Annotated in this window: 20 protein-coding genes; 13 read left to right on the forward strand and 7 right to left on the reverse strand. The window is 62.0% G+C overall.

What is annotated here, in order from left to right; all coding sequences use genetic code 11:
• Window positions 1-229: 229 nt before the first annotated feature.
• From E4M07_RS04910 to E4M07_RS29480, 4 genes are all read right to left on the reverse strand, one after another.
• Complete coding sequence (locus E4M07_RS04910; RefSeq protein ID WP_136657147.1) at window positions 230-745, reverse strand: sterol desaturase family protein; 516 nt, start codon at window positions 743-745, stop codon at window positions 230-232.
• A 98-nt stretch (window positions 746-843) separates the two neighbouring features.
• Window positions 844-2,052 carry an ABC transporter permease gene (locus E4M07_RS04915; protein WP_169054087.1) on the reverse strand — a complete coding sequence of 403 codons (1,209 nt, stop codon included), beginning with the start codon at window positions 2,050-2,052 and terminating at the stop codon, window positions 844-846.
• Window positions 2,049-3,032 carry an ABC transporter ATP-binding protein gene (locus E4M07_RS04920; protein WP_169054088.1) on the reverse strand — a complete coding sequence of 328 codons (984 nt, stop codon included), beginning with the start codon at window positions 3,030-3,032 and terminating at the stop codon, window positions 2,049-2,051. The genes E4M07_RS04915 and E4M07_RS04920 overlap by 4 nt, the downstream gene beginning before the upstream one ends.
• Window positions 3,033-3,050: 18 nt before the next feature.
• Window positions 3,051-4,310 carry a polyprenyl synthetase family protein gene (locus E4M07_RS29480; RefSeq protein WP_136657150.1) on the reverse strand — a complete coding sequence of 420 codons (1,260 nt, stop codon included), beginning with the start codon at window positions 4,308-4,310 and terminating at the stop codon, window positions 3,051-3,053.
• Between E4M07_RS29480 and fni the strand changes: the two genes are divergently transcribed.
• The 7 genes from fni to E4M07_RS04960 all read left to right on the forward strand — a co-directional run bounded on the left by fni (window position 4,209) and on the right by E4M07_RS04960 (window position 14,221).
• On the forward strand, window positions 4,209-5,228 hold the full coding sequence (gene fni, locus E4M07_RS04930; RefSeq protein WP_136657151.1) for a type 2 isopentenyl-diphosphate Delta-isomerase: 1,020 nt from the start codon (window positions 4,209-4,211) through the stop codon (window positions 5,226-5,228). The genes E4M07_RS29480 and fni overlap by 102 nt on opposite strands.
• A gap of 180 nt (window positions 5,229-5,408) precedes the next feature.
• Window positions 5,409-6,077, forward strand: coding sequence for a protein-L-isoaspartate O-methyltransferase (locus tag E4M07_RS04935; RefSeq protein WP_136657504.1), 669 nt, complete (start codon window positions 5,409-5,411; stop codon window positions 6,075-6,077).
• 167 nt (window positions 6,078-6,244) lie between these two features.
• Window positions 6,245-7,597 (forward strand): TolC family outer membrane protein, encoded by a 1,353-nt coding sequence (locus E4M07_RS04940; RefSeq protein WP_246660360.1) that lies wholly within the window; start codon window positions 6,245-6,247, stop codon window positions 7,595-7,597.
• A 195-nt stretch (window positions 7,598-7,792) separates the two neighbouring features.
• On the forward strand, window positions 7,793-8,560 hold the full coding sequence (locus tag E4M07_RS04945; RefSeq protein WP_136657153.1) for a PopZ family protein: 768 nt from the start codon (window positions 7,793-7,795) through the stop codon (window positions 8,558-8,560).
• 133 nt (window positions 8,561-8,693) lie between these two features.
• A complete protein-coding gene (locus E4M07_RS04950; RefSeq protein WP_136657154.1) occupies window positions 8,694-11,468 on the forward strand; it encodes a valine--tRNA ligase in 2,775 nt (924 codons plus the stop codon).
• 244 nt (window positions 11,469-11,712) lie between these two features.
• Complete coding sequence (gene ilvD / locus E4M07_RS04955) at window positions 11,713-13,437, forward strand: dihydroxy-acid dehydratase (protein WP_136657155.1); 1,725 nt, start codon at window positions 11,713-11,715, stop codon at window positions 13,435-13,437.
• Window positions 13,438-13,465: 28 nt separating this feature from the next.
• Window positions 13,466-14,221: a tetratricopeptide repeat protein gene (locus E4M07_RS04960; RefSeq protein WP_246660361.1), complete on the forward strand. Its 756-nt coding sequence runs from the start codon at window positions 13,466-13,468 to the stop codon at window positions 14,219-14,221.
• Between the two features lie 69 nt (window positions 14,222-14,290).
• On the opposite strand, the gene E4M07_RS04965 is transcribed toward E4M07_RS04960, so the two are convergent.
• The 3 genes from E4M07_RS04965 to erpA form a co-directional block, all read right to left on the reverse strand.
• Complete coding sequence (locus tag E4M07_RS04965; protein WP_136657157.1) at window positions 14,291-14,623, reverse strand: hypothetical protein; 333 nt, start codon at window positions 14,621-14,623, stop codon at window positions 14,291-14,293.
• 77 nt (window positions 14,624-14,700) lie between these two features.
• Window positions 14,701-15,504, reverse strand: coding sequence for an exodeoxyribonuclease III (gene xth, locus E4M07_RS04970; protein ID WP_136657158.1), 804 nt, complete (start codon window positions 15,502-15,504; stop codon window positions 14,701-14,703).
• 10 nt (window positions 15,505-15,514) lie between these two features.
• The gene (gene erpA, locus E4M07_RS04975; protein WP_136657159.1) at window positions 15,515-15,850 is read right to left on the reverse strand and encodes an iron-sulfur cluster insertion protein ErpA; all 336 of its coding nucleotides are present in this window, start codon (window positions 15,848-15,850) and stop codon (window positions 15,515-15,517) included.
• A 103-nt stretch (window positions 15,851-15,953) separates the two neighbouring features.
• On the opposite strand from erpA, the gene E4M07_RS04980 reads away from it, so the two are divergent.
• From E4M07_RS04980 to scpB, 6 genes are all read left to right on the forward strand, one after another.
• Window positions 15,954-17,168, forward strand: coding sequence for a deoxyguanosinetriphosphate triphosphohydrolase (locus tag E4M07_RS04980; RefSeq protein ID WP_136657160.1), 1,215 nt, complete (start codon window positions 15,954-15,956; stop codon window positions 17,166-17,168).
• A gap of 70 nt (window positions 17,169-17,238) precedes the next feature.
• Window positions 17,239-18,999: an arginine--tRNA ligase gene (gene argS, locus E4M07_RS04985; protein WP_136657161.1), complete on the forward strand. Its 1,761-nt coding sequence runs from the start codon at window positions 17,239-17,241 to the stop codon at window positions 18,997-18,999.
• Between the two features lie 62 nt (window positions 19,000-19,061).
• Complete coding sequence (locus tag E4M07_RS04990) at window positions 19,062-21,476, forward strand: SPOR domain-containing protein (RefSeq protein ID WP_136657162.1); 2,415 nt, start codon at window positions 19,062-19,064, stop codon at window positions 21,474-21,476.
• 87 nt (window positions 21,477-21,563) lie between these two features.
• Entirely contained in the window at window positions 21,564-22,592 is a 1,029-nt protein-coding gene (gene nagZ, locus E4M07_RS04995) for a beta-N-acetylhexosaminidase (protein WP_136657163.1), read from the forward strand.
• A gap of 9 nt (window positions 22,593-22,601) precedes the next feature.
• A complete protein-coding gene (locus E4M07_RS05000) occupies window positions 22,602-23,462 on the forward strand; it encodes a ScpA family protein (RefSeq protein ID WP_136657164.1) in 861 nt (286 codons plus the stop codon).
• Window position 23,463: 1 nt separating this feature from the next.
• Entirely contained in the window at window positions 23,464-24,207 is a 744-nt protein-coding gene (scpB, locus tag E4M07_RS05005) for an SMC-Scp complex subunit ScpB (RefSeq protein WP_136657165.1), read from the forward strand.
• The last annotated feature ends 12 nt before the right edge of the window (window positions 24,208-24,219 follow it).

A 24,219-nucleotide genomic window follows, 5' to 3' on the forward strand; every position in this document is an offset into this window, starting at 1 on the left:
GCCGCGGGAGCGGGCTCAAGGACCATTCAATCGAATATGGTTGGTAGGCGCCCTGGGAATCGAACCCAGCCGTGCACGCTGATCTGGCGCTTCTACAGGAGTATAAACCCCGCCCGCACATCCAGTGCTGACGCCCGAAAAACGGACGTCAGGATATTCGAGCCGTGAACAGGAACTCCGTCGCCATATGCGGACGATTACTATGCTGCGCGTGTCGGTGCAAGTCCGATCAGTCCGCCAAGGCGTCTCGCTCGCTTTCGTAGAATTCCAGATCCTCGGCGTCGCGGTTCTTTCGCAGTTGCGCCCTGAGGCCGTCGAGACCCGGCGCCCACAGAAAGCCGAAGGAGACGCATCCGTCCTTACCCTTGACGGCGTGGTGAAGCCGGTGTGCCTGGTAGAGGCGCTTCAGGTAGCCTGTTTTGGGAACGTAGCGGAACGGCCAGCGATGATGGACCAGCCCGTCATGGGCGATGAAATAAAGCGCTCCGTAGGCCGTGACGCCGACCGCGATCCACCAGACCACCCAATAGGTGGTACCGATCCAGAACAGCAGCACCGCCACGCTGGCGAAGACAAGCGCATAGAGATCGTTTCTTTCAAACCGGTCGTCATGGGGCTCGTGGTGGGAGCGGTGCCAGTTCCATCCCCAGCCGTGCATGACATATTTGTGCGCCCACCAGGCAAAGAGCTCCATGCCGGCAATGGTTGCCAAAACCAGGGCTGCTGCAATCAGGAACGAGACCATTTCGGACGCTCATTTCGGTTGAGATCGCGTGGGCGGATCGTCCGGCGCACTATAGCGAAAATAACGCGCGGCCGGCAGGTGGGCAAACGTCGCATGGCTTACGCCAGCCGGAGCCGCAGCCGCGACAGGATCAGCGCCGCCGCCAGCCCTGCGAGTGCCGTCAGCGCCAGCGGCCAGAAAGTCGGCAGCAGCGCCTGCAGCGAGACACCCCGCCACAGGGCGCCCTGATAGGCTTCGATCGCCCACGCATTCGGCGTATACCAGCCGATCTCCTGCAGCCATGGCGGCATCATGAAACGCGGGACCATGGAGCCGCCGACGGCGGAGGCGACGAGCACGAGAAAACTGGAAATCGTGTTGGCCTGTTGCCTGGAAACGCAGGCGGAGGCCATGGCGAGCGCCAGTCCCGCGGCGGCCGTCGCGGCCAGAACGGTCGTCGCCAGCCATGCCAGGAAGTGCGATGGAACGTCGACACCGTAGGCCAGCCATGCGACGAGGAAAATCAGGGAGACCTGGAAGATGCCCTGGATGGTCAGGAACAGGAACTTGGCGAGAACGATCACGTCGGTTCCGGCCCGGCCGACGGCGATGCGGTCGATAATGCCGGATGTGCGCTCCTCGATGAGCGTGGCGGCGCCCTGCATGGCGGAAAACAACAGAAACATCACGGCGACGGCGCCGGCATAGTAGCTGACCGTGACACCACCGCCGCGGCCGGCGATCGTTTCGACGGACACCAGTGCTCCGTCGCCGGATTCATCCGCGGACCCTTCGTTGCCCATCGCGTCGATCGCGCTGTCGAGCTGCGCTTGTTGCTGCGGCGAAAGGCCACCGGCCATGGCGTCGATGGTGGGGGCGACCCGGCGCATCGATACGCCGGGAAGCTCCCGGGCGACGAGACGCTGAACATGACCGGCAAGTATCGGCCCGGTCATGGCCCGGCCGGCGTCTGCGATGACGAGAACGGGCGCTTCCCCTTCCTCGCCATAGAGCTGTCCGCGGATGATCAGGCCGACGTCTGCGGTGCTCGCAAGCACGGCGTCACGCAGGCTCTGCTCGTCATCGAACTCGCGTTCATGCAGCCGCAGGGCCGGTTCGGCGTCGATCGCCGCGATCAGCATTTTCGTCTCGACCGTGCCGATGTCGTCGAGCACGGCCACCTTGAGCCGCATTTCATCGCCGCTCGTGCCGGAGAAAATGGCGGCGAATATGACGAAGATCAGCGGCGGCAGGATGAACGCCATGGCAAAGGCACCGCGGTCGCGTAACAGACCGAGCACCATGACTTTCAGGATAGCGCCGGTCATGAAGGGGTGTCCTCGCCGGTCAGCCTGGTGAAGAGGCTGTCGAGATCGGGTTCGCGAAACCGGATTTCCTTGATGCGCAGATCCGTACGGTGAAGCGCGTCGGTCAGCCCGGCCTGTGCCTCGGGGGACGCGTCGATCATCCGGCTCCATTCAAGGCCCAGTTGTCGGCTGGCAAACCCGAGGCGTTTGAGCATGTCGCGCGTCGCCGTCCGTGCCGGTTCGTAAAGATCGACCAGCAGTTCGCAACGGGTCCCGAAGGCGTCCTTCAGGAGATCGACCGGCCGGCCGACGGGCGAGACTTTCCCGTCGCGCAGGAACCCGACCCGCCCGCACAACGCCTGGGCCTGGTCCAGATCGTGCGTCGTCAACAGCACGGCGAGGCCCGAACGACCCAGGTTGCGGATCACGGTGTGTAGGGCGTTGCGGGCGTCGATATCGACGCCGACGGTCGGCTCGTCGAGGATCAGCAGAGACGGACCGTGCAAGAGGGCGGCGGCTATATTGGCGCGGCGCTTCCAGCCGCCGGAGAGCGTATGGACGGCGTCATCCAGATGTTTTGTCAGGCGGGTCGCCTCGACCGCGAAATCCAGTGCGCTCATCGCCTGCTGGTGGGAAAGTCCCGAGAGCCGTCCGAAAGTCACAAGGTTCTCTCGCGCGGTCAGATGCGGGTAAAGGGCGATCTCCTGCGGCACCAGACCGACGCGGCGCAATGCGCGGCGTTTTGTGTTTTGCTCTCCGGCAATGCGGATTCGGCCGGCCGCGGGCTTGAGGCGCCTGCAGATCGCGCGCACGAGCGTTGTCTTGCCCGATCCGTTGGGGCCCAGCAGTCCGAAGATCTCGGAGGTCGCGATTGTCAGGTCAAGCGCGTCTGTTACGCGGCGTGTGCCGTAACGGACGGACAGGCCGCTGATCTCGAGCGCCGGCGGTGCCGCTTCCAGAGGGTGATCCGTCTGGGTCCCCTCGGTCGGTTGTCTGGTCACGAACATGTCGGGACGGGATTATATTTTGGAACCGAAGATGCTGTCCACAAGCGCCATCAGTCCGTCGGATTCCAACTCGGCCCTTTGCAGCGCTTCCTGTGCAAGAGCGAGATTTTGCTCGCATGACAGGCGGGCCGCTTCGTCCCCGGAGAGCGACACAAGCGTCGGTACGTCCCTGTCCTTGCCGATGTCCTTTCCGATTGTTTCGGTATCGCCGGAATGATCGATAATGTCGTCGGCCGTTTGAAACGCCAGGCCCACATGTTTTGCAAAGTCCTTGACCGCTTCCACGGATGCAGGTTGCAATCCCGCCGCAAGGGCGCCGATATGCGCCGTGGCGACAAAGAGGGCGCCGGTCTTCAGCCAGTTCATGTTCTCAATCGGCGACGCTTCGCTGAAGCGGTGGCGTTCATGCAGGTCGATTTCCTGGCCGGCAACCATCCCTTCCGATCCGACGGCCGCGCACAAAACGTCGAGTGCCTGCGTCTTGACTGCGGGATCCGTTTCCGGGTGCTCGTTGACGATTGCGTAGGCCAGATTCAGCAGACCGATGGAGGCGAGAATCGCGGTGGCCTCGCCGAACTCCCGATGCGTCGTCCTGCGCCCCCTGCGCATTTCGGCATCGTCCATGCTCGGCAGATCGTCGAGAATCAGCGAGGCAGTGTGGACACACTCGATGGCGCAGCCGGCACGAAGCGCGAAATCGCGCCCGCGCCCGCCCGACGCTTCGCTGACGAGGAGACAAAGGACGGGCCGCACACGCTTCCCGCCTGCCAGAATGCTGTAACGCATGGCGCGATGAAGGGTCGTCGGATGCTTTGCCGAATCGGGAAGCAGCTGTTCCAGACATTCATTGACCTCGAAGCGGAGAGTTTCAAGGTGCTTGTCGGGAGACCGAAGGCCGGTTCGCTTAAGCGATTGTGCGAATGTGCTGATAGTCCTGTCCCTCCGAATTCCAATCCCAACGACTGCCCTAACAATTGGTGCTCGCCGCCCCTGACCCCGTCCGTTCATTATAGGGCGAACGATGGCCGAGTGATGGAGCAATGCACAATCGCACTTGACCGCCAAACTATTTTTTACACCTACTGTCTGCCAGATCACAAAGGGCCGGGCCTGGAAACAGTGTGCAATGGTTTTTGCCCTCGATGAAGTATAACCGGGATTTCGGGCCGTATGCCGACAAATAGAAAAGACGAACATCTCTCGATTGTCCTCGGACAGCGGCAGAAGAAATCCACCGGGACGAACGGATTTGAGAAGATCGAGTTTGTCCATTGTGCGCTGCCGGAAATCAATTTGGACGACGTCGACATTACTACGTCCTTTTTGGGCAAACGGATCAGTGCGCCGATCCTGGTGAGTTCCATGACCGGCGGTCCGGAACGCGCCGTGACGATCAACGAGAACATCGCCCGCGCCTGCGAGGTCCTGAGACTGCCGTTTGCCGTCGGTTCCCAACGCGTCGCGATCGAGGACGGGCAGGATGGCGGGCTGGGACGCAGCCTGCGCTCGCTCGCCCCGTCGGTACCCATTCTGGGCAATCTCGGCGCAGCCCAGTTCAATCGCGGTTTTGGTCCGGCGGAGGCGCTCAAGGCTGTCGAGATGATCGAGGCGGACGCGCTCTACATCCATCTCAATCCGCTGCAGGAAGCCGTTCAACCCGAGGGCGACCGCGACTGGTCGGGCCTGTTCGACAAGATCGTGACGGTCGCGGAGGCGCTACCGGTTCCGGTTGCAGTGAAGGAGGTGGGATCGGGCATTTCCGCGGCGATTGCGCGCCGATTTGTCGACGCGGGGATAACAATCATCGATGTGGCCGGATCCGGCGGAACCAACTGGGCTGCCGTCGAGGCCGCGCGCATGACGGACGCCAACGAAGCAGCTCTTGCCAACGCCTTTTCCGACTGGGGAATACCGACGGCCGATGCCGTGTTCGAAGCGCGCGGGGCCTGTCCGGATGCGACGATCATCGCCTCCGGGGGCATCAGATCGGGTATCGATGTTGCCAAGGCGATACGCGCCGGCGCCGACATTGCCGGTCAGGCGGCGGGGCTCGTTCATGCGGCGAACGCTTCGCCCGATACGCTGATCCAGCATTTCGAGAATGCCGTTCGCCAGTTGCGCATCGTTTGTTTCTGCACCGGATCGGCAAACCTGGCGGCACTGCGGACCGCAGAGATAAGACAGGCTTGACGGCGGTAACGGCCATTTTCCGGTCATCGATTTCCGGCTCGAACACGGGCCTGTCGGCCAAGGGGATGTCGTCGCACGTTTTCCCGTCGGGACAAATTGCCCGGAATTCGAATGGCTGCTTGAAACGGCCGCCGGTGCGCTTTATTAGCAAAACAAACAATTCGGAGTCGTTGAATGACCATCGATTTTGATCTGGCGCGCACCAGAATGGTCGACAACCAGATTCGCACCACTGACGTGACGTCCCATCCGGTGCTCCAGGCTTTCCTGTCGGTAGCACGCGAGGATTTCGTGCCCAGCAACATGCGGGAACTTGCCTATATCGACGACGACATCCGCATCGCACCGGGCCACGACGGCACACCGGCCCGCTATCTGATGGAACCGTCGCCGCTTGCCAAGCTTCTGCAACTCGCCGAAGTCCGCAAGAGCGACGTCGTGCTCGAGATCGGTTGCGGCACGGGTTACGTATCGGCACTGCTCTCGCTGCTTTCCGATTCGGTTGTAGCGCTGGAATCCGATCCGGCGCTGGCCGAGACCGCGGTCGAATCACTTTCGAGACTCGGTTACGACAATGTCGCCGTGGTGACTGGCGAACTGGCCGAAGGCTACAAACCGGAAGCGCCCTACGACGTCATTTTCATCGGCGGGTCCGTAGAGCAACTGCCGCACACATTATTTGATCAACTGCGCGATGGCGGCCGATTGGTCGTCGTAGAGGGGCAGGGGAACGCCTCGAAAGCCAAGCTCTATGTCAGCGAAGGCGGTCACACATCGGCGCGCAGGGGCTTCAACACATCCGTTAAGCCCTTGCCTGGGTTTGAGAAGACGGCAGAGTTCATATTCTGAGACAACCGTGACTGTGCTTTATCGGCCACAGGACGCGGGCCAGTAATCGCGAAATCGACAGGGCCATTGTAACCACCGGTCGAACATATAATATCAACGGGTACGGATAGATGGGACATGGCTGCCGTGCTAGGATTTTGATGCAGCCGCTTGAGGGGAATTTCGCTTTGTCCAAATTGCGTCGAACACTGCTGCTAACCGCTGCACTCAGCGTGGCGGCACTGGCACCCGTCAATGTCTCAGCCGAAACAATCCTCGGCGCCATGGCCAAAGCCTATGAAAACAACCCGGACCTGAACGCGGCGCGCGCCGGACTTCGCGCTACGGACGAGGGCGTTGCCATCGCAAAATCCGGGTATCGCCCGGTCATTACCGGTTCGGCCAGCGTTTCCGGAACCCGGACCGAAGTCGGCGGTGCTCCGATCACCTTGAAAAGCGTCGACTCGTCGGTCGGCGTGACGTTCACCCAATCGCTGTTCGACGGATTTCAGACCAGAAACAATGTCCGCGCGGCGGAGGCCAATGTGTTCGGCGGCCAGCAGAGCCTGCTGAACACGGAAATGACAATCCTGCTGTCGGCGGCGCAGATCTATGCCAATGTCGTGCGCGACGCGCAGATCGTCCGTGTCCGGCGGCAGAATCTCGAATTCCTGCGCGAGCAGCGCAACGCGGCGCAGGCGCGGTTCGATGTCGGCGAGGGCACGCGAACCGACATCGCCCTTGCCCAGGCGCAGCTGGAATCGGCACGCGCGTCCCTGCTCTCCGCACAGGCGCAGTACAAATCGAGCGTTGCGGTCTATGTTCAGATCATCGGCATCGCGCCGAAGAACCTGAAATCGCCGAGCCCGACGCGCAAGGCCATTCCAGGATCGTCGTCCAGTGCGGTCGAGATCGGGCTGCGCGAGCATCCCAACATTCTGAGCGCCCAATATTCGGTAGACGCGGCCGCGTTCACGGTGAAGGCCGCGGAAGGCGCGCTGCTGCCGAGCGTTTCGCTCTCGGGATCGGTCAGCCACGCAGACGGCGGCACGACATCCAGCAGCGTTTCGGCGGCGCTCAGCGTTCCGATCTACCAGGGCGGCGCCGCTTCGGCGACCGTGCGGCAGGCGAAGGAGACGCTCGGGCAGGCGCGCATACTGGTCGATTCGGCGCGCCGCGAAGTGCAGCAGAATATCGTCACCGACTGGGCTCAACTGGAAGCATCGAAGGCATCGATCGCGGCAAACGTTGCGCAGGTCCAGGCCGCGCAACTGGCATTGCAGGGCGTTGTCGAGGAGCGCAAGGTCGGACAAAGCACGACCCTCGATGTGCTCGAGACGCAGTCCAATGTGCTGTCTGCGCAGGAAAGCCTTGCCCAGTCCCAGCGCGACGCGGTCGTCGCCAGCTACAGCCTGCTGAGTTCCATGGGCCGGCTGACGGTGTCGCGGCTTGGCTTGAGGGTGGCCAAATACCGGCCCGAAAAACACTACGATGCCGTCAAGGACAAGTGGTTCGGACTGCGCACCGTGGACGGCCGCTGAACCGGCGCAGCCGCCGATAATTCACCTACAAATCTGTGCAACGGAATCCGCATTTCTCGGCGTGGGATTCTCATCCGCAATTCAATAGCATAAACTTAGGCTGTGATTCGGGACCGACATACCGGGCCCGGGTCCTGATGCGGCAGATTTACGAGGAACGGTATGGCACAGGCAAATGTGGCACAAGAGCCGAGTATGGAGGAAATCCTAGCCTCCATTCGTAAAATCATTGAAGACAACGACGATCCCGAAAGCACCGAGGCGGCGAGCGCTGCGGCCGCTGCCATGAAAACCGGCGAAACGGATTCCGGCGATCAGCCGGAGCCTCCGGTTGCCGTTATCAAGGCGGCGAACGAAGCGAAGAAACGCGAGCCGGCACAGGCGGCCCCTGCCGCGTCGGACACCGCCTTGCACGGGCAGGCCGGAAGCACCGGGGCGCGACCTACGGACGAAAAAAAGGCGACTGCCCCACGCGGCCTGCCGGGCGATCCAGGTCGTTCGACAAAGTCGAGCGCGGCGCCTCAGGCCCGTCCCGTGTCTCTCGCGCACCTGGCCGCGCAGGTGGAAAGAGAGGCTGAATCGGACGACGAATTCGGCGGCGGGAAGCCGGCAAACGACCCACCGGCAGTCGAGGTCCTGCCGACAGCGCGGAAACATGCCGGAGCCGCCGAGAAGAAAACCGGGGCAGGAAAGGGCCAGGAACCCATGACAACCCAATCGGATACAAGCCTCCTCGATGCGCGGGACTCCCGCGCGCTGATTTCGCAGGAAGCAGGCGACAAGGTGGCGGCTTCGTTCGACAATCTCAGCCACGCTGTCGTGAATGGTCCCAGCCGCTCTTTCGATGAAATCGCAGAGGACATGCTGCGCCCGATGCTGCAGCAATGGCTCGACGACAATTTGCCGACGCTCGTGGAGCGGCTGGTGCGCGAGGAAATCGAGCGGGTTGCGCGCGGGCGCTAACGGCCGCCGCCGCTGCTGCTTATCCTGCCGGTGAATCCCGGACTGCCGAACGGCGGTCCGGGAATATGGCTTGAACGGCGCGGACAGTGAGGGTACACCGCACAGCGACACTCCCTCACAGATGACCGTTCAAATGCTTGAAAAAAACTACAACGCTGCCGAGAGCGAGCCAAAAATTGCCCAGCGCTGGGAAGCGGCGGGCGCCTTCAAGGCGGGCGCCGGTGCCAAGGACGGCGCCGAGACCTTCTGCATCGTCATTCCGCCCCCCAATGTCACTGGCTCCCTGCACATGGGGCATGCCCTGAACAACACGCTGCAGGACATTCTGGTGCGCTACGAACGGATGCGCGGCAAGGACGTTCTTTGGCAGCCGGGCATGGACCATGCGGGCATCGCGACGCAGATGGTCGTCGAGCGGCAGCTCATGGAAAAACAACAGCACCGGCGCGACCTGGGCCGCGAGAAATTCGTCGAGGAGGTCTGGCGCTGGCGTGACGAATCCGGTGGCGCGATCTTCAATCAGCTGCGGCGTCTGGGCGCCTCCTGCGACTGGTCGCGCGAGCGCTTCACCATGGACGAAGGGCTGTCGAAGGCGGTTCTTGAAGTGTTCGTCTCCCTCTACAAGGAGGGGCTGATCTACAAGGACAAGCGGCTGGTCAACTGGGATCCGAAACTTCTGACCGCGATCTCGGACCTGGAGGTCGAGCAGGTCGACACCAAGGGCCACCTTTGGCATTTCCGCTATCCGCTGGAAGAGGGAGTCACCTACGAGCATCCGGTGGCGTTCGACGATGATGGAAAGCCGACCGAATGGGAGACGCGGAACTATCTGGTCGTCGCAACGACCCGGCCGGAAACGATGCTCGGCGATACCGGCGTTGCCGTCCATCCCGACGACAAGCGCTACACGTCGATCGTCGGCAAGCACGTCATCCTGCCGCTGGTCGGCCGGCGCATCCCGATCGTCGCCGACGAGTATCCGGACCCGGAAGAGGGCACCGGCGCGGTCAAGATGACACCGGCCCACGATTTCAACGATTTCGAGGTCGGCAAACGCGCCGGCCTTCGGGCCGTCAACGTCATGACCAGGGACGGCCACATCACGCTGAACGGCAATGACGATTTTCTCGAGGGACTGGAGGAGAGCGAGGCACTGAGCCGGACGCTGGACGAGTGTGACGGCGGACCGCGCTTCGAGGTCCGCAAGAAAATCGTCGCGCGCATGGAAGAACTCGGACTGCTGGACAAGGTCGAGGATCACCGTCACAAGGTCCCGCACGGCGACCGGGGCGGCGTTCCCATCGAGCCGTACCTGACCGACCAGTGGTATGTGAACGCCAAGGTCCTTGCCGAGCCGGCGATCGCTTCGGTCCGGGAAGGGCGGACGGATTTCGTCCCCAAGAACTGGGAAAAGACCTATTTCGAGTGGATGGAGAACATCCAGCCCTGGTGCATCTCGCGCCAGCTGTGGTGGGGGCACCAGATTCCCGCCTGGTACGGACCGGACGGGACCGTTTTTGTCGAGCGCACCGAAGATGAGGCAAGGGCTGCCGCGAACGATCACTACGATGAGCCGGTGGAACTGACGCGCGACGAGGATGTGCTCGACACCTGGTTCTCCTCGGCGCTGTGGCCCTTTTCTACACTGGGCTGGCCCGAAGAGACGCCGGAGCTTGCGCGGTATTACCAGACCGACGTGCTGATCACGGGATTCGACATCATCTTCTTCTGGGTTGCACGCATGATGATGATGGGCCTTCATTTCATGAAGGATGAGGACGGAACGCCGATCGAGCCCTTCCACACGGTCTATGTGCATGCGCTGGTGCGCGACAAGCACGGTGCCAAGATGTCCAAGTCGAAGGGCAATGTCATCGATCCGCTCGAGCTGATCGACGAATACGGTGCCGACGCGCTGCGCTTCACGCTCGCCATCATGGCGGCGCAGGGCCGCGACGTGAAGCTCGACCCGCAGCGGGTTGCCGGCTACCGCAATTTCGGCACCAAGCTGTGGAACGCGGCGCGATTTGCCGAGATGAACGGCGTCGCGCTGCAAAAGGACTTCGATCCGCTGAAGGTCAATCTGACGATCAACCGGTGGATCCTGACCGAGCTGGCGCGCACGGTCCATGCCATCACCTCCGGCATCGAGAGCTACCGGTTCAATGAGGCATCGGCCGCCGCCTACCGGTTTGTCTGGAACCAGTTCTGCGACTGGTATCTGGAACTCCTGAAACCCGTCTTCAGCGGCGAGGACGAGGCGGCCAAGAAGGAGTCCCAGGGCTGCGCCGCTTATGTTCTCGACGAGATCTACAAGCTGCTGCATCCGTTCATGCCGTTCATGACCGAGGAACTCTGGGACCAGACCCCCGGCCGCAAGGGATTGTTGTGTCACGCGCCATGGCCGACGCCCGGCTACCAGGACGACGAGGCCGCCGACGAAATCAACTGGCTGGTGGACCTTGTGTCGGGGCTGCGTTCCGTCAGGGCCGAGATGAACGTTCCGCCGTCAGCCGTCGCGCCGCTTGTCGTTGTCGGCGCGGGCGAGGAAACCTGCGTGAGGCTGCTGCGCCACGATCCCGCGATCAAGCGCCTGGCGCGGGTTGAGGACATCGTGCTCGAACAGGAAGCACCGAAGGGCTGCGCACAGATCGTCGTCGGCGAGGCGACCTACTGCCTGCCGCTTGGAACACTGATCGATGTCGATGCCGAAAAGGCACGTCTGCAAAAGGCGATCGGCAAGCTGTCCGCCGAGCAGGCAAAGATCGCGAAGAAGCTTGAGAACGAGAAATTCGTCGCCAATGCACGTCCCGAGGTGGTGCAGGCCGAGCGGGATCGGCTTGCTGAAATCGAGGGGCAGATGGAAAAGCTGACTGTCGCGCTTGACCGCGTTGAAGAAGCGAGTTGATTTCAACCTATTGTTGAACGGTAAATAAACTGGGGACCGGGCTGTGCACCGGTCTTTAATTTTTACTCCAAAAACCCCATGTGAATCTGAGCTGTGACGAATTGGCAACACTTTTTTGTCAAAGGTTTGCTATGACCGCAGTGTGAAGCGGGTGCCAATATCCGGCCACAAACCGGGCGCATCCGTCTGCCATGCGGACCTGCGCGGTGTAAGCGAATACGCATTCTGCATTTTGAGGACCTTGATGGACGCCAAGACTTTCGACAAATCCAAGCTACCGAGCCGTCACACAACGGTGGGCCCGGCGCGGGCCCCGCACCGCTCTTACCTGTATGCCATGGGTCTGTCCTCCAAGGAGATCGCACAGCCGCTGGTCGGCGTCGCCAGTTGTTGGAACGAGGCCGCGCCCTGCAATATCTCGCTGATGCGGCAGGCCCAGGTGGTCAAGAAAGGTGTGGCTGCGGCCAACGGCACACCGCGCGAATTCTGCACCATTACCGTGACAGACGGCATTGCCATGGGGCACCAGGGCATGAAATCGTCGCTGGTCTCGCGCGACGTCATCGCCGACTCGGTCGAACTGACGATGCGCGGCCACTGTTATGACGCGCTGGTCGGTCTTGCCGGTTGCGACAAGTCCCTGCCGGGCATGATGATGTCGATGGTGCGTCTCAATGTACCGTCCGTGTTCATCTACGGCGGATCGATTTTGCCGGGCACCTTCAGGGGGCGGCAGATCACGGTGCAGGACGTGTTCGAGGCGGTCGGCCAGCACTCCGTCGGCGACCTGTCCGACGAAGACCTTTCCGAAATCGAGCAGGCGGCCTGCCCGTCGGCCGGTTCCTGCGGCGCCCAGTTCACGGCAAACACCATGGCGACCGTCGCCGAAGCCATCGGACTGGCGCTGCCTTATTCCTGCGGCGCACCCGCACCCTACGAAATCCGCGACCGCTTCTGCTATGCATCCGGCGAAAAGGTGATGGAGCTGATTGCGCGCAATATACGCCCGCGCGATATCGTTACACGCAAGGCGCTGGAAAATGCCGCAGCCGTTGTCGCCGCCTCCGGCGGCTCGACCAACGCGGCGCTCCACCTGCCGGCGATCGCCCACGAATGCGGTATCGAATTCGATCTGTTCGATGTTGCCGAGATCTTCCGCAAGACGCCTTACGTCGCCGACCTGAAACCGGGTGGCCGGTACGTCGCCAAGGACATGTTCGAAGCGGGCGGCATTCCGCTGCTGATGAAGACGCTGTTCGATCACGGTTACCTGCACGGCGATTGCATGACGGTGACTGGCCGCACAATTGCCGAAAACATGGAATATGTTGAATGGAACGACCAGCAGGATGTCGTTCGTCCGGCCAATGATCCGATCACCAAGACCGGAGGCGTGGTAGGGCTGAAAGGCAATCTTGCTCCCGAAGGCGCGATCGTGAAAGTTGCCGGGATGGCCAATCAGGTCTTCTCGGGGCCGGCGCGTTGTTTCGATTCCGAAGAAGAATGCTTCGAGGCCGTGACAAAACGCCAATACAAGGAAGGTGAGGTCCTGGTCATTCGCTACGAAGGGCCGAGAGGCGGACCCGGTATGCGAGAGATGCTGGCGACGACCGCAGCGCTATACGGGCAGGGTGTCGGCGACAAGGTCGCACTGATTACCGATGGACGCTTTTCCGGGGCAACCCGGGGCTTTTGCATCGGACATGTCGGACCCGAGGCCGCCGTAGGCGGACCCATCGGCCTGTTGAAGGATGGTGACATCATCGAGATCGACGCCGTTGAAGGCACGATCAATGTGCAGTTGAGTGACGAGGAGCTGGCCGAAAGGGGTAGGGCCTGGCAACCACGTGAAACGGATTACACATCCGGTGTATTGTGGAAATACGCCCAGACAGTCGGGACCGCGCAGAAGGGCGCGGTAACGCATCCGGGCGGAGCAAAAGAAAAACAGTGCTATGCAGATATCTAGTTTGACGGCAGGGCGCGTATTTGCCTGCATGATTGCGTTGACGATCGGCTTTGCCGGACCGGCACTGTCGTTCGATCCCGACGCTGGTGTCGACGAGAAATCCGGGCCGCGCGTCCTCTTCCAATTCGGCTTCTCCGCCTACAAGAAGGGCCAGAAGGATGACGCCGTTGAGGCGTATCGCCACGCCGCCGAGCAGGGGCACCCGGGCGCGCGCTGGGCACTTGCCAACATGTATGCCGCCGGTGACGGCGTCGTCGAGGACGACTACGAGGCATTCAAGATCTATGACCGGATTGCCCGCGAGGGCATCGAGCCGGGTTCCAGCGATACCGGCTATTTCGTCAATGCGCTGGTTCAGCTTGCCAGCTACTACCGCCGCGGCATTCCCGACAGCCCTGTCACCGCCGATCCTGCACAGGCCAGGCAGCTCTATTTCCAGGCGGCATCGGTGTTCGGCATACCCGAAGCCCAGTATCAGCTCGGCAGCATGATGCTGGCGGGCGAGGGCGGTCGCACGGACCTGCGGCAGGCCAAGAAGTGGCTGAACCGCGCCCGCAAGTCGGGGCATCCGGGTGCCGGTGCCCTGTTCGGCGACACGATCTTCCAGGAAGGCCACACGGTGCGCGGCCTGGCCTATATGACGGTCGCGCTCGAGCGGGCGGCGATTGGCGACCGCGGCTGGATCCGGGAAATACAGGAACAGGCCTTTTCGATCGCCGATGAAGCTGACCGCCGCACGGCAATCGCGCTTGCCGAGGACATGCTCGCCAAGGGCAAGAACTAGGCGTCTGCCCGGCCGGCGGATCGTCCGGCTGGCACCAAACGGCGCAAATGCGCCGCTGGGAATTTCCTGCTAGAGAACCGGCCTTATCTGGATTTCACTCCAGTTGCGTGCGCTCGGGCAACCGTCCTGGAGGCGTTTCCAAGACGTGTTGTTGAGGACCCGCTCGCAACGGGCGAGGAACTGCTTTCCGGATGCCGTCCTGATGCAGAATAGTTCGCCAAGCTGGACACGCTGGCCGTTGGCCACACAACTGCAGTTGATGCCGTCGCCGGCCGCTACCGGCGATGCGGTCAGAAGGCTGCAGGTCAGAAGCACGCCGCCGGCAAGGACCGCGGATCGCCGGCAGATTGACCGGAAACCGGCTGCGGGCCGGTGTAGGCTGCGGTATTCAAACATGCGCATATGATGCACCCAATGGCCGCGTACCGCAAGCGATCAGCGAATTGGGGATTCTGCGCGTTTGTGAACATCCACGCGGTTTATGCGGACTGAAAGGCCAAATCGGCGACGACCGGCACGTGATCCGACGGTTTTTCCCAGCCGCGCACGTGTTTTTCGACGTCCGCCGACCGCAACCGGTTTGCCGCCTCGGGCGACAAAAGCAGGTGATCGATGCGGATGCCGTTGTTCTTCGGCCATGCGCCGGCCTGATAGTCCCAGAATGTGTAGATCCCGGCCTCATCCGTTGCGTTGCGGAGTGTTTCTGTGAAGCTGAGATTTTCCAGCCGGCGGAATGCCGAACGCGTGTCGTCCCGGAACAGGGCGTCGCCCTCCCAGGCGGCCGGATCGTAGCAGTCGTACGGTTCGGGGATGACGTTGTAATCGCCGGCAAGAACAAGCGGCTCCTCCAGGGCGAGGCGTTCGGAAGCCCATTTTTCGAGACGCTGCATCCAGTTGATTTTATAAGGGAATTTTTCCGAATCCACCGGGTTGCCGTTGGGAAGGTAGAGCGAGACCACGCGCAGCACACCGCCTTCGACCGAAAAGACGCCTTCGATGAAGCGCGCCTGCTCGTCGGGCTCGTCATTCGGCGACAGAGCCGGCAGGCCGCGGTTGACCTCGTCCGGCGCCTTCCTGGAAACGATGGCGACGCCGTTGAATCCCTTCTGGCCATGCGTTTCGACGTGATAGCCGATGGCCTCGATGGCCTCGCGCGGGAAGGCCTCGTCGACGGATTTTATCTCCTGCAGGCAGGCAATGTCCGGGCTGCTGTCGGACAGCCAGGTAACCAGATTGTCAAGGCGCGCCTTGATGCCGTTGATGTTCCAGCTGGCGACCTTCATGAACCTGCCTTCAGATGGTGAAACTCGTGCCGCAGCCGCAGGATGCGATGGCGTTCGGATTGTTGATCTGGAAGGACTGGCCCATCAGATTGTCGACGAAGTCGATCTCGGAACCGCCCATGTAGACGAGTGACAGCGAATCAATGAGCACCCGCGCATCGCCCTTTTCGAGCACCAGATCGTCGTCTTCCGCCTCGTCGGCGAGATCGAACTTGTAGGAGAAGCCGGAACAGCCGCCACCCTCGACCGAAACCCGAAGGGCCGATTTCCCGGTTTCTGATGCCAGTATGTCGGCAATTCTGGTGGCCGCGGCGTCCGACAGCGTCACTTCATTTGTCTGTGTCATGCAACCTCCTCACCGAGTTAAAGGCTCGGAGAGATTGTGATTGGTCATCGTTGGTCTATAGGTATGAACAACGGCAGGCCGCGTCAACGGGGAAGGCGGAACAATGACCATCGACGAGAGTGCGCTCGGCTTCGGTTCCGGCGCGCGGGCGGTGTGGGCAAGCGACCCGGAAAAGAGCAGGGGGCGGCTGCATGCGGAAGAGACCAGCCGGACACGCTCGGAGTTCCAGCGCGACCGGGACCGCATTATCCATACGACGGCGTTCCGCAGGCTGAAGCACAAGACCCAAGTCTTCGTCGCCCATGAGGGCGATCATTTCCGCACGCGCCTGACCCACACGATCGAGGTGGCGCAGATCGCACGGGCGCTGGCCCGGGCGCTGAGGATCGACGAGGATCTCGCCGAGGGGGTCGCCCTGGTCCACGATTTCGGCCACACGCCGTTCGGCCACACCGGCGAGGATGCGCTCGACGAGCTGCTGAAGGACCATGGCGGGTTTGACCACAACGCGCAATCACTGCGGGTCGTCACCCAGCTGGAGCGCCGCTACGCGGCCTTCGACGGGCTCAACCTCACCTGGGAAAGCCTCGAGGGGCTGGTCAAGCACAACGGCCCGCTGACCGACGAATCCGGCAATGGCCTGGACGGGCCGGTTCCACAGCCGATCCTCGACTACTGCGCCCGTCAGGACCTGCACATTGCGACCTTTGCAAGCCTCGAAGCACAGGTCGCAGCCATCGCCGACGACATTGCCTACAACACCCATGACATCGACGACGGGCTGAGAAGCGGGCTGCTGCAGCTCGAGATGCTCGAGGAGGTTCCGTTCCTGTGCGAATTGCTGCGAGAGGTTAAAGACCGGTACCCGGAGCTCGAGCAGAGCCGGATGATCCACGAAATCATGCGTCGACAGATAACGCTGATGGTCGAGGATGTGATCGCCGTCGCCCAGGCCAAACTCGCCCACCTGAAACCGCGGAATGCAGATGATATCAGGTCGGCCGGACAGGCCTTCGCGCGGTTTTCACCGGATCTTCAGGATGCGGATCGAAGCATAAAGTCATTCCTTTACGCCAATCTGTACCGGCATCCGGATGTCATGCGGGTGCGGGAGCAGGCGGCGGGTATTGTCCGTGACCTGTTTGATGCCTATGTACGCGATCCGTCCCTGATGGGTGGCCACTGGAGGACGGGCGTCTCCGGATTCGACGAGGCGCAAATCTGCCGCCGGGTCGCCGACTATCTGGCCGGCATGACCGACAACTACGCGGTCAAACAGCACCGAACCCTGTTTGACCGAACACCCGATTTGAGATAGTCAGCGGCAACTCTTGCCGGCCACAGCATGTGATTGTTCCCGGCCTCGGCGCCTCCCGGATGAAATAAAAATGAATCTTTTCCAAGACTTTGAAGGTCGTGTTCTCAGTGCACTTGAGGCACTGGAGCGGATCCAGGAAAAAAAGGACGACATCAGCCTGTCGCGGGTCTCGGTCGAACCGCCGCGCGATCCGAGCCATGGCGACGTAGCAACCAACGCGGCCATGGTGCTCGCCAAATCGCTGGGTACAAATCCGCGCGCACTGGCTGACGAGATCTCCGGCATCCTGGAAAAGGACACGGATATCGAACGCATCTCCGTTGCCGGTCCCGGCTTCATCAACATGAAGCTCTCCGCCGCCTACTGGCAACGCACACTGTCGGCCATGATTGCGGAGGGCGAGAACTACGGCCGGAGCACGCTGGGTGAGGGCCAGAAGGTCAATGTCGAATACGTCTCGGCAAATCCGACCGGGCCGATGCATGTCGGACACTGCCGCGGCGCGGTGGTCGGGGATTCGCTCGCCAACCTCCTATCCTTCGTCGGCTACGACGTAACGAAGGAATACTACATCAACGATGCCGGGACCCAGATCGACATTCTGGCCCGCTCGGTCTTCCTGCGCTATCGCGAGGCGCTTGGCGAGGACATCGGCGCGATCCCCGCCGGTCTCTATCCGGGCGACTATCTGAAGCCGGTTGGCACGGCGCTGGCAGACGAGTTCGGGTCCAAGCTGCGCGGCATGCCGGAAGACAAATGGATGCCGATCGTCAAAGACCGAGCGATCGACGCGATGATGGCGATCATCCGCGAGGACCTGGCGGCGCTCAATGTCGCGCATGAGGTGTTCTATTCGGAGCGCAAGCTGCACGGCAACAACGCCAAGGCGATCCGCGAGGCGATCAACGACCTGACGTTCAAGGGGCATGTCTACAAGGGCAAGCTGCCGCCGCCCAAGGGGCAGAAGCCGGAGGACTGGGAGGATCGCGAACAGACGCTCTTCAAGTCCACGGATGTCGGCGACGATATCGACAGGCCGCTGATCAAGTCGGACGGCTCCTACACCTATTTCGCTGCCGATGTCGCCTATTTCCACGACAAGTTCGAGCGCGGCTACAAGGAAATGATCTATGTGCTGGGCGCCGATCACGGCGGCTATGTGAAGCGCATGGAGGCCGTTGCCAAGGCGGTCTCGGAAGGCGAGGCGAAACTCACCGTTCTGCTTTGCCAGTTGGTCAAGCTCTTTCGGGACGGCGAACCGGTACGCATGTCCAAGCGGTCGGGAGACTTCATAACCTTGCGGGACGTGGTCGAAGAGGTCGGCAGTGATTCGGTGCGTTTCATGATGCTCTACCGCAAAAACTCCGAACCGCTGGACTTCGATTTCGCCAAGGTCACGGAACAGTCCAAGGACAATCCGGTCTTTTATGTGCAGTATGCGCATGCGCGCTGCCACTCCGTATTTCGCCAGGCAGCGGAAGCGTTTACGGACATCGATCTCGAAAACGTGGACTATGCGGACGCGGTGAATGGTCTCATCACGGACGAAAATGAAATTCAGCTGGTTGCAAAACTTGCGGAATTCCCCAGGATCGTGGAAAGTGCTGCAGCGGCGCACGAGCCGCACAAGATAGCGTTTTATCTTTACGATGTTGCGAGCGCGTTTCATGCTCACTGGAACAGAGGCAAGGAAACGGCGGAATTACGGTTTATTAACAATACGAAACCAAAATTGAGCTTGGCCAGATTGGGACTGGTTAGAGCAGTTGCCGCGGTGTTAAAGTCAGGGCTTGAAATAGCCGGGACAAACGCCCCGATTGAGATGCGTTGAGCGTCACCTTTTGCCCACAATGTGCTGGCATGACAGTACGCTCAATGTAGCGAGTGAACGGAATGGCCGACAATCGAATTTCTGAGACGCGCGAGCCGGCGGACAAGGATCAAAAGAACGATGATCCGCTTTCAGAACTGGCGCGAATCGTGGGATTTGAAGACGAAGGCAACAGTGCTGCCGATGACCAAAGCGGGACCGAGCAGGCCGGTTCGGGATTCGACCTCGAAGCGGAATTGATGCGCAAACTCGAGATTGACGTGACGGCCGGGAAAGATCCCGAGGGCAACGACGCTTCCGAACCGCAAGACACCAGGGACGAAGAGGTCCGGCAGGACATCCAAACGACGGCTTCCAAACAGATGAATGAAAAGGTTACGCCGATTCAGCCCGACATCGAAGCGGGCGCGGCAGGTGGCGCCAAGGAATCCTGGCCGCATGCGACGGTCGGCGCTGCAGCGCAGATGACAAGCCTTGAGGCGGAATTACAGGCCGCGTTCTCCGCGCTCGAAGGCCGGACCGCCAAGCTGGAGCCGGAACCTGAAATCGAACCTGAGCCCGAACACGTGCCGGAGCCGGTCCTGCAGGAGGAACCGCCGCAGCCACAGCAGCCTGCGGGTGAAGTCCGGATGCCGGCCGCTTCCGCGGCTCTGATCGATACAATCTCCGAAAGCGATGAACTGAAGGAAGCGTACGATCGGCTGCAGAAGGACATCGATGCCGCCAAGCCGGAGGAAGCACCGGTCAGCGATGGCAGCGAATTGACCGAAATGCTGCTGGCGGAGATGGCGGAAGTCGAGGCGCAGGCAGCCGAAGCCACCGCGGATGCATCGGCGATGCCGTTTGATCCGGCAAGCATCGCGGAAACGGACTCGGCACCCGAGGCCATGGCAAATCTCAGCGTGCCCGAATATGCGGAAGAAGAAGTGCCGGAACCCGACCCGCGGGACAACGATTTCGGACTGCCGCTTGAGGACGATCTGGATGTTCTCACCGCGCCTGAGCCGTCCGAGGCGGCGAGCGCGTCCGCTGTGGACCAGGGGCAGGCACCGGCCGAGCACACGGATCCGAGCCTTGAGCCGACCGCGCTCGACCCCGCCGCGGCCTATGGTGATTCGGGCGAAACGGCGGCCCGGATGGAATATGACGACGAGCCGGGCATGGAGGGCTATCAGGACGACTACGAGTCCGATGTCTTTCCCGGGGACGATTTCACCGTCGACGATCTGGCTGCGCCGTCCTTTGACGACATGTCGGACGAACAGGGCGACCGCTCCGGCCGCCGCGGCCTCGTCGCCGCCGCGGTCGTGCTTGGCATAGCAGTGGTCGGCGGCGGCGGTTTCTATCTGTGGAACAGCTCGCTCGGCGGCGACAGCGCATCCGACGGTCCGCCCATTATTTCGGCCGACAACGATCCCGTTAAGATCAAGCCGGAAGATCCCGGTGGCAAGACAGTCCCGAATCAGGACCTCGCCGTTTACGAAAAAGTCGCCGGAAACGACACGTCCGGCAATTCCGACCAGAACCTGGTAACGACCACAGAAGAGCCCGTTGATGTCGTGCAGCGTACGCTGGATCCGGAAACGCTGCCACTGGAAGGCCGGGGCGATGCCGTCGAGCCGGCGGCTAAATCCGAAGAGCGGCTTGCATCGTCCGAGCAACTCGATCCGGATCCAACCGCGACTGACAGCGGGGCAAACGGCGTTGCGCCGCGCAAGGTTCGCACCCTGATCGTAAAACCCGACGGAACGATCGTCGCGCGCGAAGTGCCGCCGGCTGATACCGCGGCCACCGCCACCACGACGGCGGCCACCCAGCAGGGGAATGCCGCGGCGACGCAAAACGGCTCGGCGAATGCGGATACGGCGGCAACGAACGGCACTGCCGCGCAGGCACCGGTTGCCGTTGCATCGGCACTGCCTTCCGCAACCGCCACCGAGGGCCAGGCCGCCACGACGAATTCCAGTTCCGCGACGAACCAGGCGGCCGCCCTGCCGCCTATCGATGAGAATCTGCGCGACAGCGGCGCATTGCCGCTTCCGGTCAGCCGCCCGTCCGCCAATGCGGCGGAACCGACGCAGGTGGCATCGGCAGCCACGACGAACAATTCCGACCTGCGCGCCGCCGTCGCCGCACCGGTGCCGGAGACGCGGCCTGCGGAACAGCCGGTCAATATCGTCGAGGCCGTTACCGAACGCGGCAACCTGGCAGGCACGACTGCCACCGCCAATCCGGGCGGATACATGATGCAGATTTCGTCGCAGCCGTCCGAGGAAGCGGCACGCCAGTCCTATCAGAACCTGTCGCAGAGATATGCCTCGATCATCGGCGGCAAGGGTGTCGATTTCCAGCGCGCGGACATACCCAATCGCGGAGTGTTTTACCGGGTGCGCATACCCGCCGGATCGAAAGCCGAGGCGAACAGTCTTTGTGCCCAGTACAAGGCGGCGGGCGGAAGTTGCTTCGTCGCCCGCTGACACGTCCTCCCAAGGTGGCCGCGGCGTGCAGCGCCGCGGATATTTTAGTGGGCTATCCTTTGTGTGACAGCGGTGTATGATTCGTCCATGACCGAATCAAAAGCGATGATCCTTGGATGCGGCGGATTAGCGCTAACGGATGAGGAAAGGGCCTTGTACAGGGCGGAGAGCCCATGGGGTCTGATCCTGTTCGCCCGCAACATCCAAGAACATGACCAACTGACAGATCTTGTTGCCGATTTTCGCGACTGCGTGGGACGGCGCGATGCGCCGGTGCTGATCGATCAGGAGGGCGGACGGGTTCAGCGCATCAAGGCGCCTCTCGCTCCGGCCTATCCGCCGGCTTCGGTGATCGGATCGCTTTTTGAGGACAGCAACGACGAAGGTCTGCGTGCGGCCTGGCTGATGGGGCGCCTGCATGCCTGCGATCTGTCGGCGTACGGCATCAATGTCGACTGCATTCCGGTGCTCGACGTTCCCGCCCAGAACGGTCACGAGGTTATCGGGAACCGGGCGCTGGCGGCGGACCCCAGCGCGGTCGCCAAACTGGGGCGGGCGATGATCGACGGGCTTTCCGCAGGTGGCGTGCAGCCGGTAATGAAACACATGCCGGGCCATGGGCGGGCCCTTGTCGACAGCCATCACCGCATGCCTGTCGTCGACGCGACGCTTGAGCAACTGGAGGCAAGCGACTTTGTGCCGTTCGCGGCACTTTCGAAAACACCGATGGCGATGACCGCACATGTCGTCTTCACGGCGTTGGACCCCGAGAACCCGGCGACGTCGTCGCCGACCGTCATCAACGAGATCATCCGCGGGAAAATCGGGTTCGACGGACTGCTGATGACCGATGACATCTCGATGAAGGCACTTTCTGGGGATTTCGCCGCAAAGACGGATGCAATCTTCAGGGCCGGGTGCGATGTAGTGCTCCACTGCAACGGCTCGATGCAGGAGATGACGGAAGTTTGTGCCCATACGCCCGAGCTGGCGGGTGCCGCAGCGGACAGGGCGCGCTTCGTCATGTCTCTTTTCAACGATGGCGATGCAGCCGATCCGTCCGAATTGCGTGCTGAATTCGACGGTCTGATTGCACGGAAGATGTCGCTTGTCTGAGGTCCTGCCATGGTAGACGCGCTACGCAAACAGCAAAGTCCGGCGGAGGCGAATGGCTCCGCGGATCAGCCGTGGGAAGACCCTGAAAAGACCGATCGCGGTGTGAGCGAACCGGCGCTGGTCGTCGACATCGACGGCTTCGAGGGGCCGCTCGATCTGCTGCTTCATCTTGCGCGCAACCAGAAGGTCGACCTGGCCCGCATATCGGTTCTGGCGCTCGCCGAGCAATATCTGGCCTTCGTCGACAGCGCACGGCGGCTGCGGCTCGAACTTGCCGCCGACTACCTTGTCATGGCGGCGTGGCTTGCCTTCCTGAAATCCAAGCTGCTGATACCACAAAGAAGCGACGGCGACGAGCCGACGGGCGAGGAGATGGCGGCGCAGCTGGCGTTTCGGCTGAAGCGGCTCGAGGCCATGCGCGATGTCGCCACGCGGCTGGTCAACCGCAATCGCGTCGGCCGCGAGCTTTTTGTCCGCGGCGATCCGGAGCCGGTCATCATCGAACGCAAGTCCGATTTCCAGGCAACGCTCTACGATCTGCTCAACGCCTATGCGGGACTGCGCCAGCGGCAATCGGTCACCCAGGTGACGATTTCGAAGCGCCGCGTGTGGTCGCTGGGCGACGCGCGCGTCATCCTGCAGCGGATGATCGGCGACATGCACGAGTGGACGGCGCTCGACCATTTCCTGGTGCGTTACCTGAGCGATCCGGAGGAGCGGGCGACGGCGATTGCAAGCTCCTTCGCGGCCTCGCTTGAAATGGTGCGGGAAGGGTGCCTGGAAATGCGGCAGGAAGTTCCCTTCGCGCCGATCTACCTGCGGCGCGGGCAAAACACCTCCGATCCGGAGGGGACAGAGGAGACGGCATAAGATGTCGGAAGGAACACAGGCCAATATTGTGCCCTTTGACAAGGATGCGGTCGCCGTCGGCGGGACGGCCGAGGACGAAGGCAGCGCGCCGCGCGCCCTGCACGAGGCGGAGCGCATCGCTGAGGCGCTGGTATTCGCGTCGGCGGAGCCGGTGTCGGAAAAGGCGATTGCCGAAAAGCTGCCCGAGGGAACCGATGTCTCGGCGGTGATGAAACGGCTCGCCGGGTCTTACAGCCTGCGCGGTGTCAATCTGCGCCGTGTTGACGATCACTGGGCTTTCCGGACCGCGGACGATCTTTCGTTCCTGATCCACCGCGAACAGACCGACATTCGCAAACTGTCGCGGGCTGCGCTGGAGGTTCTCGCCATCGTCGCCTACCACCAGCCGGTGACGCGCGCCGAGATCGAAGAAATCCGGGGCGTCGCGACCTCACGCGGGACGCTCGACGTGCTGCTTGAATCCGGCTGGATAAAGATGCGCGGGCGACGCCGGACACCGGGGCGGCCGGTGACCTACGGAACAACGCTCGATTTCCTCGACCATTTCGGTCTCGAGGAGCTGCGCGATCTGCCGGGACTGGAGGAATTGAAGGGTGCCGGATTGCTGTCTTCCCAGATTCCGTCCAATTTCAAAGTGCCGGTTCCGCCGGCAAATGACGACCTTGCCGAGGACGAGGATCCGATCACCGAGATGGATTTGGAGGAGCTGGGCCTCTTGACTCCGCTGGGTGAAGGAGACGAGTAGTAGGCTGAACCA

It is taken from the genome of Nitratireductor sp. XY-223 (assembly GCF_004959855.1).
Lineage (GTDB): Bacteria > Pseudomonadota > Alphaproteobacteria > Rhizobiales > Rhizobiaceae > Hoeflea_A.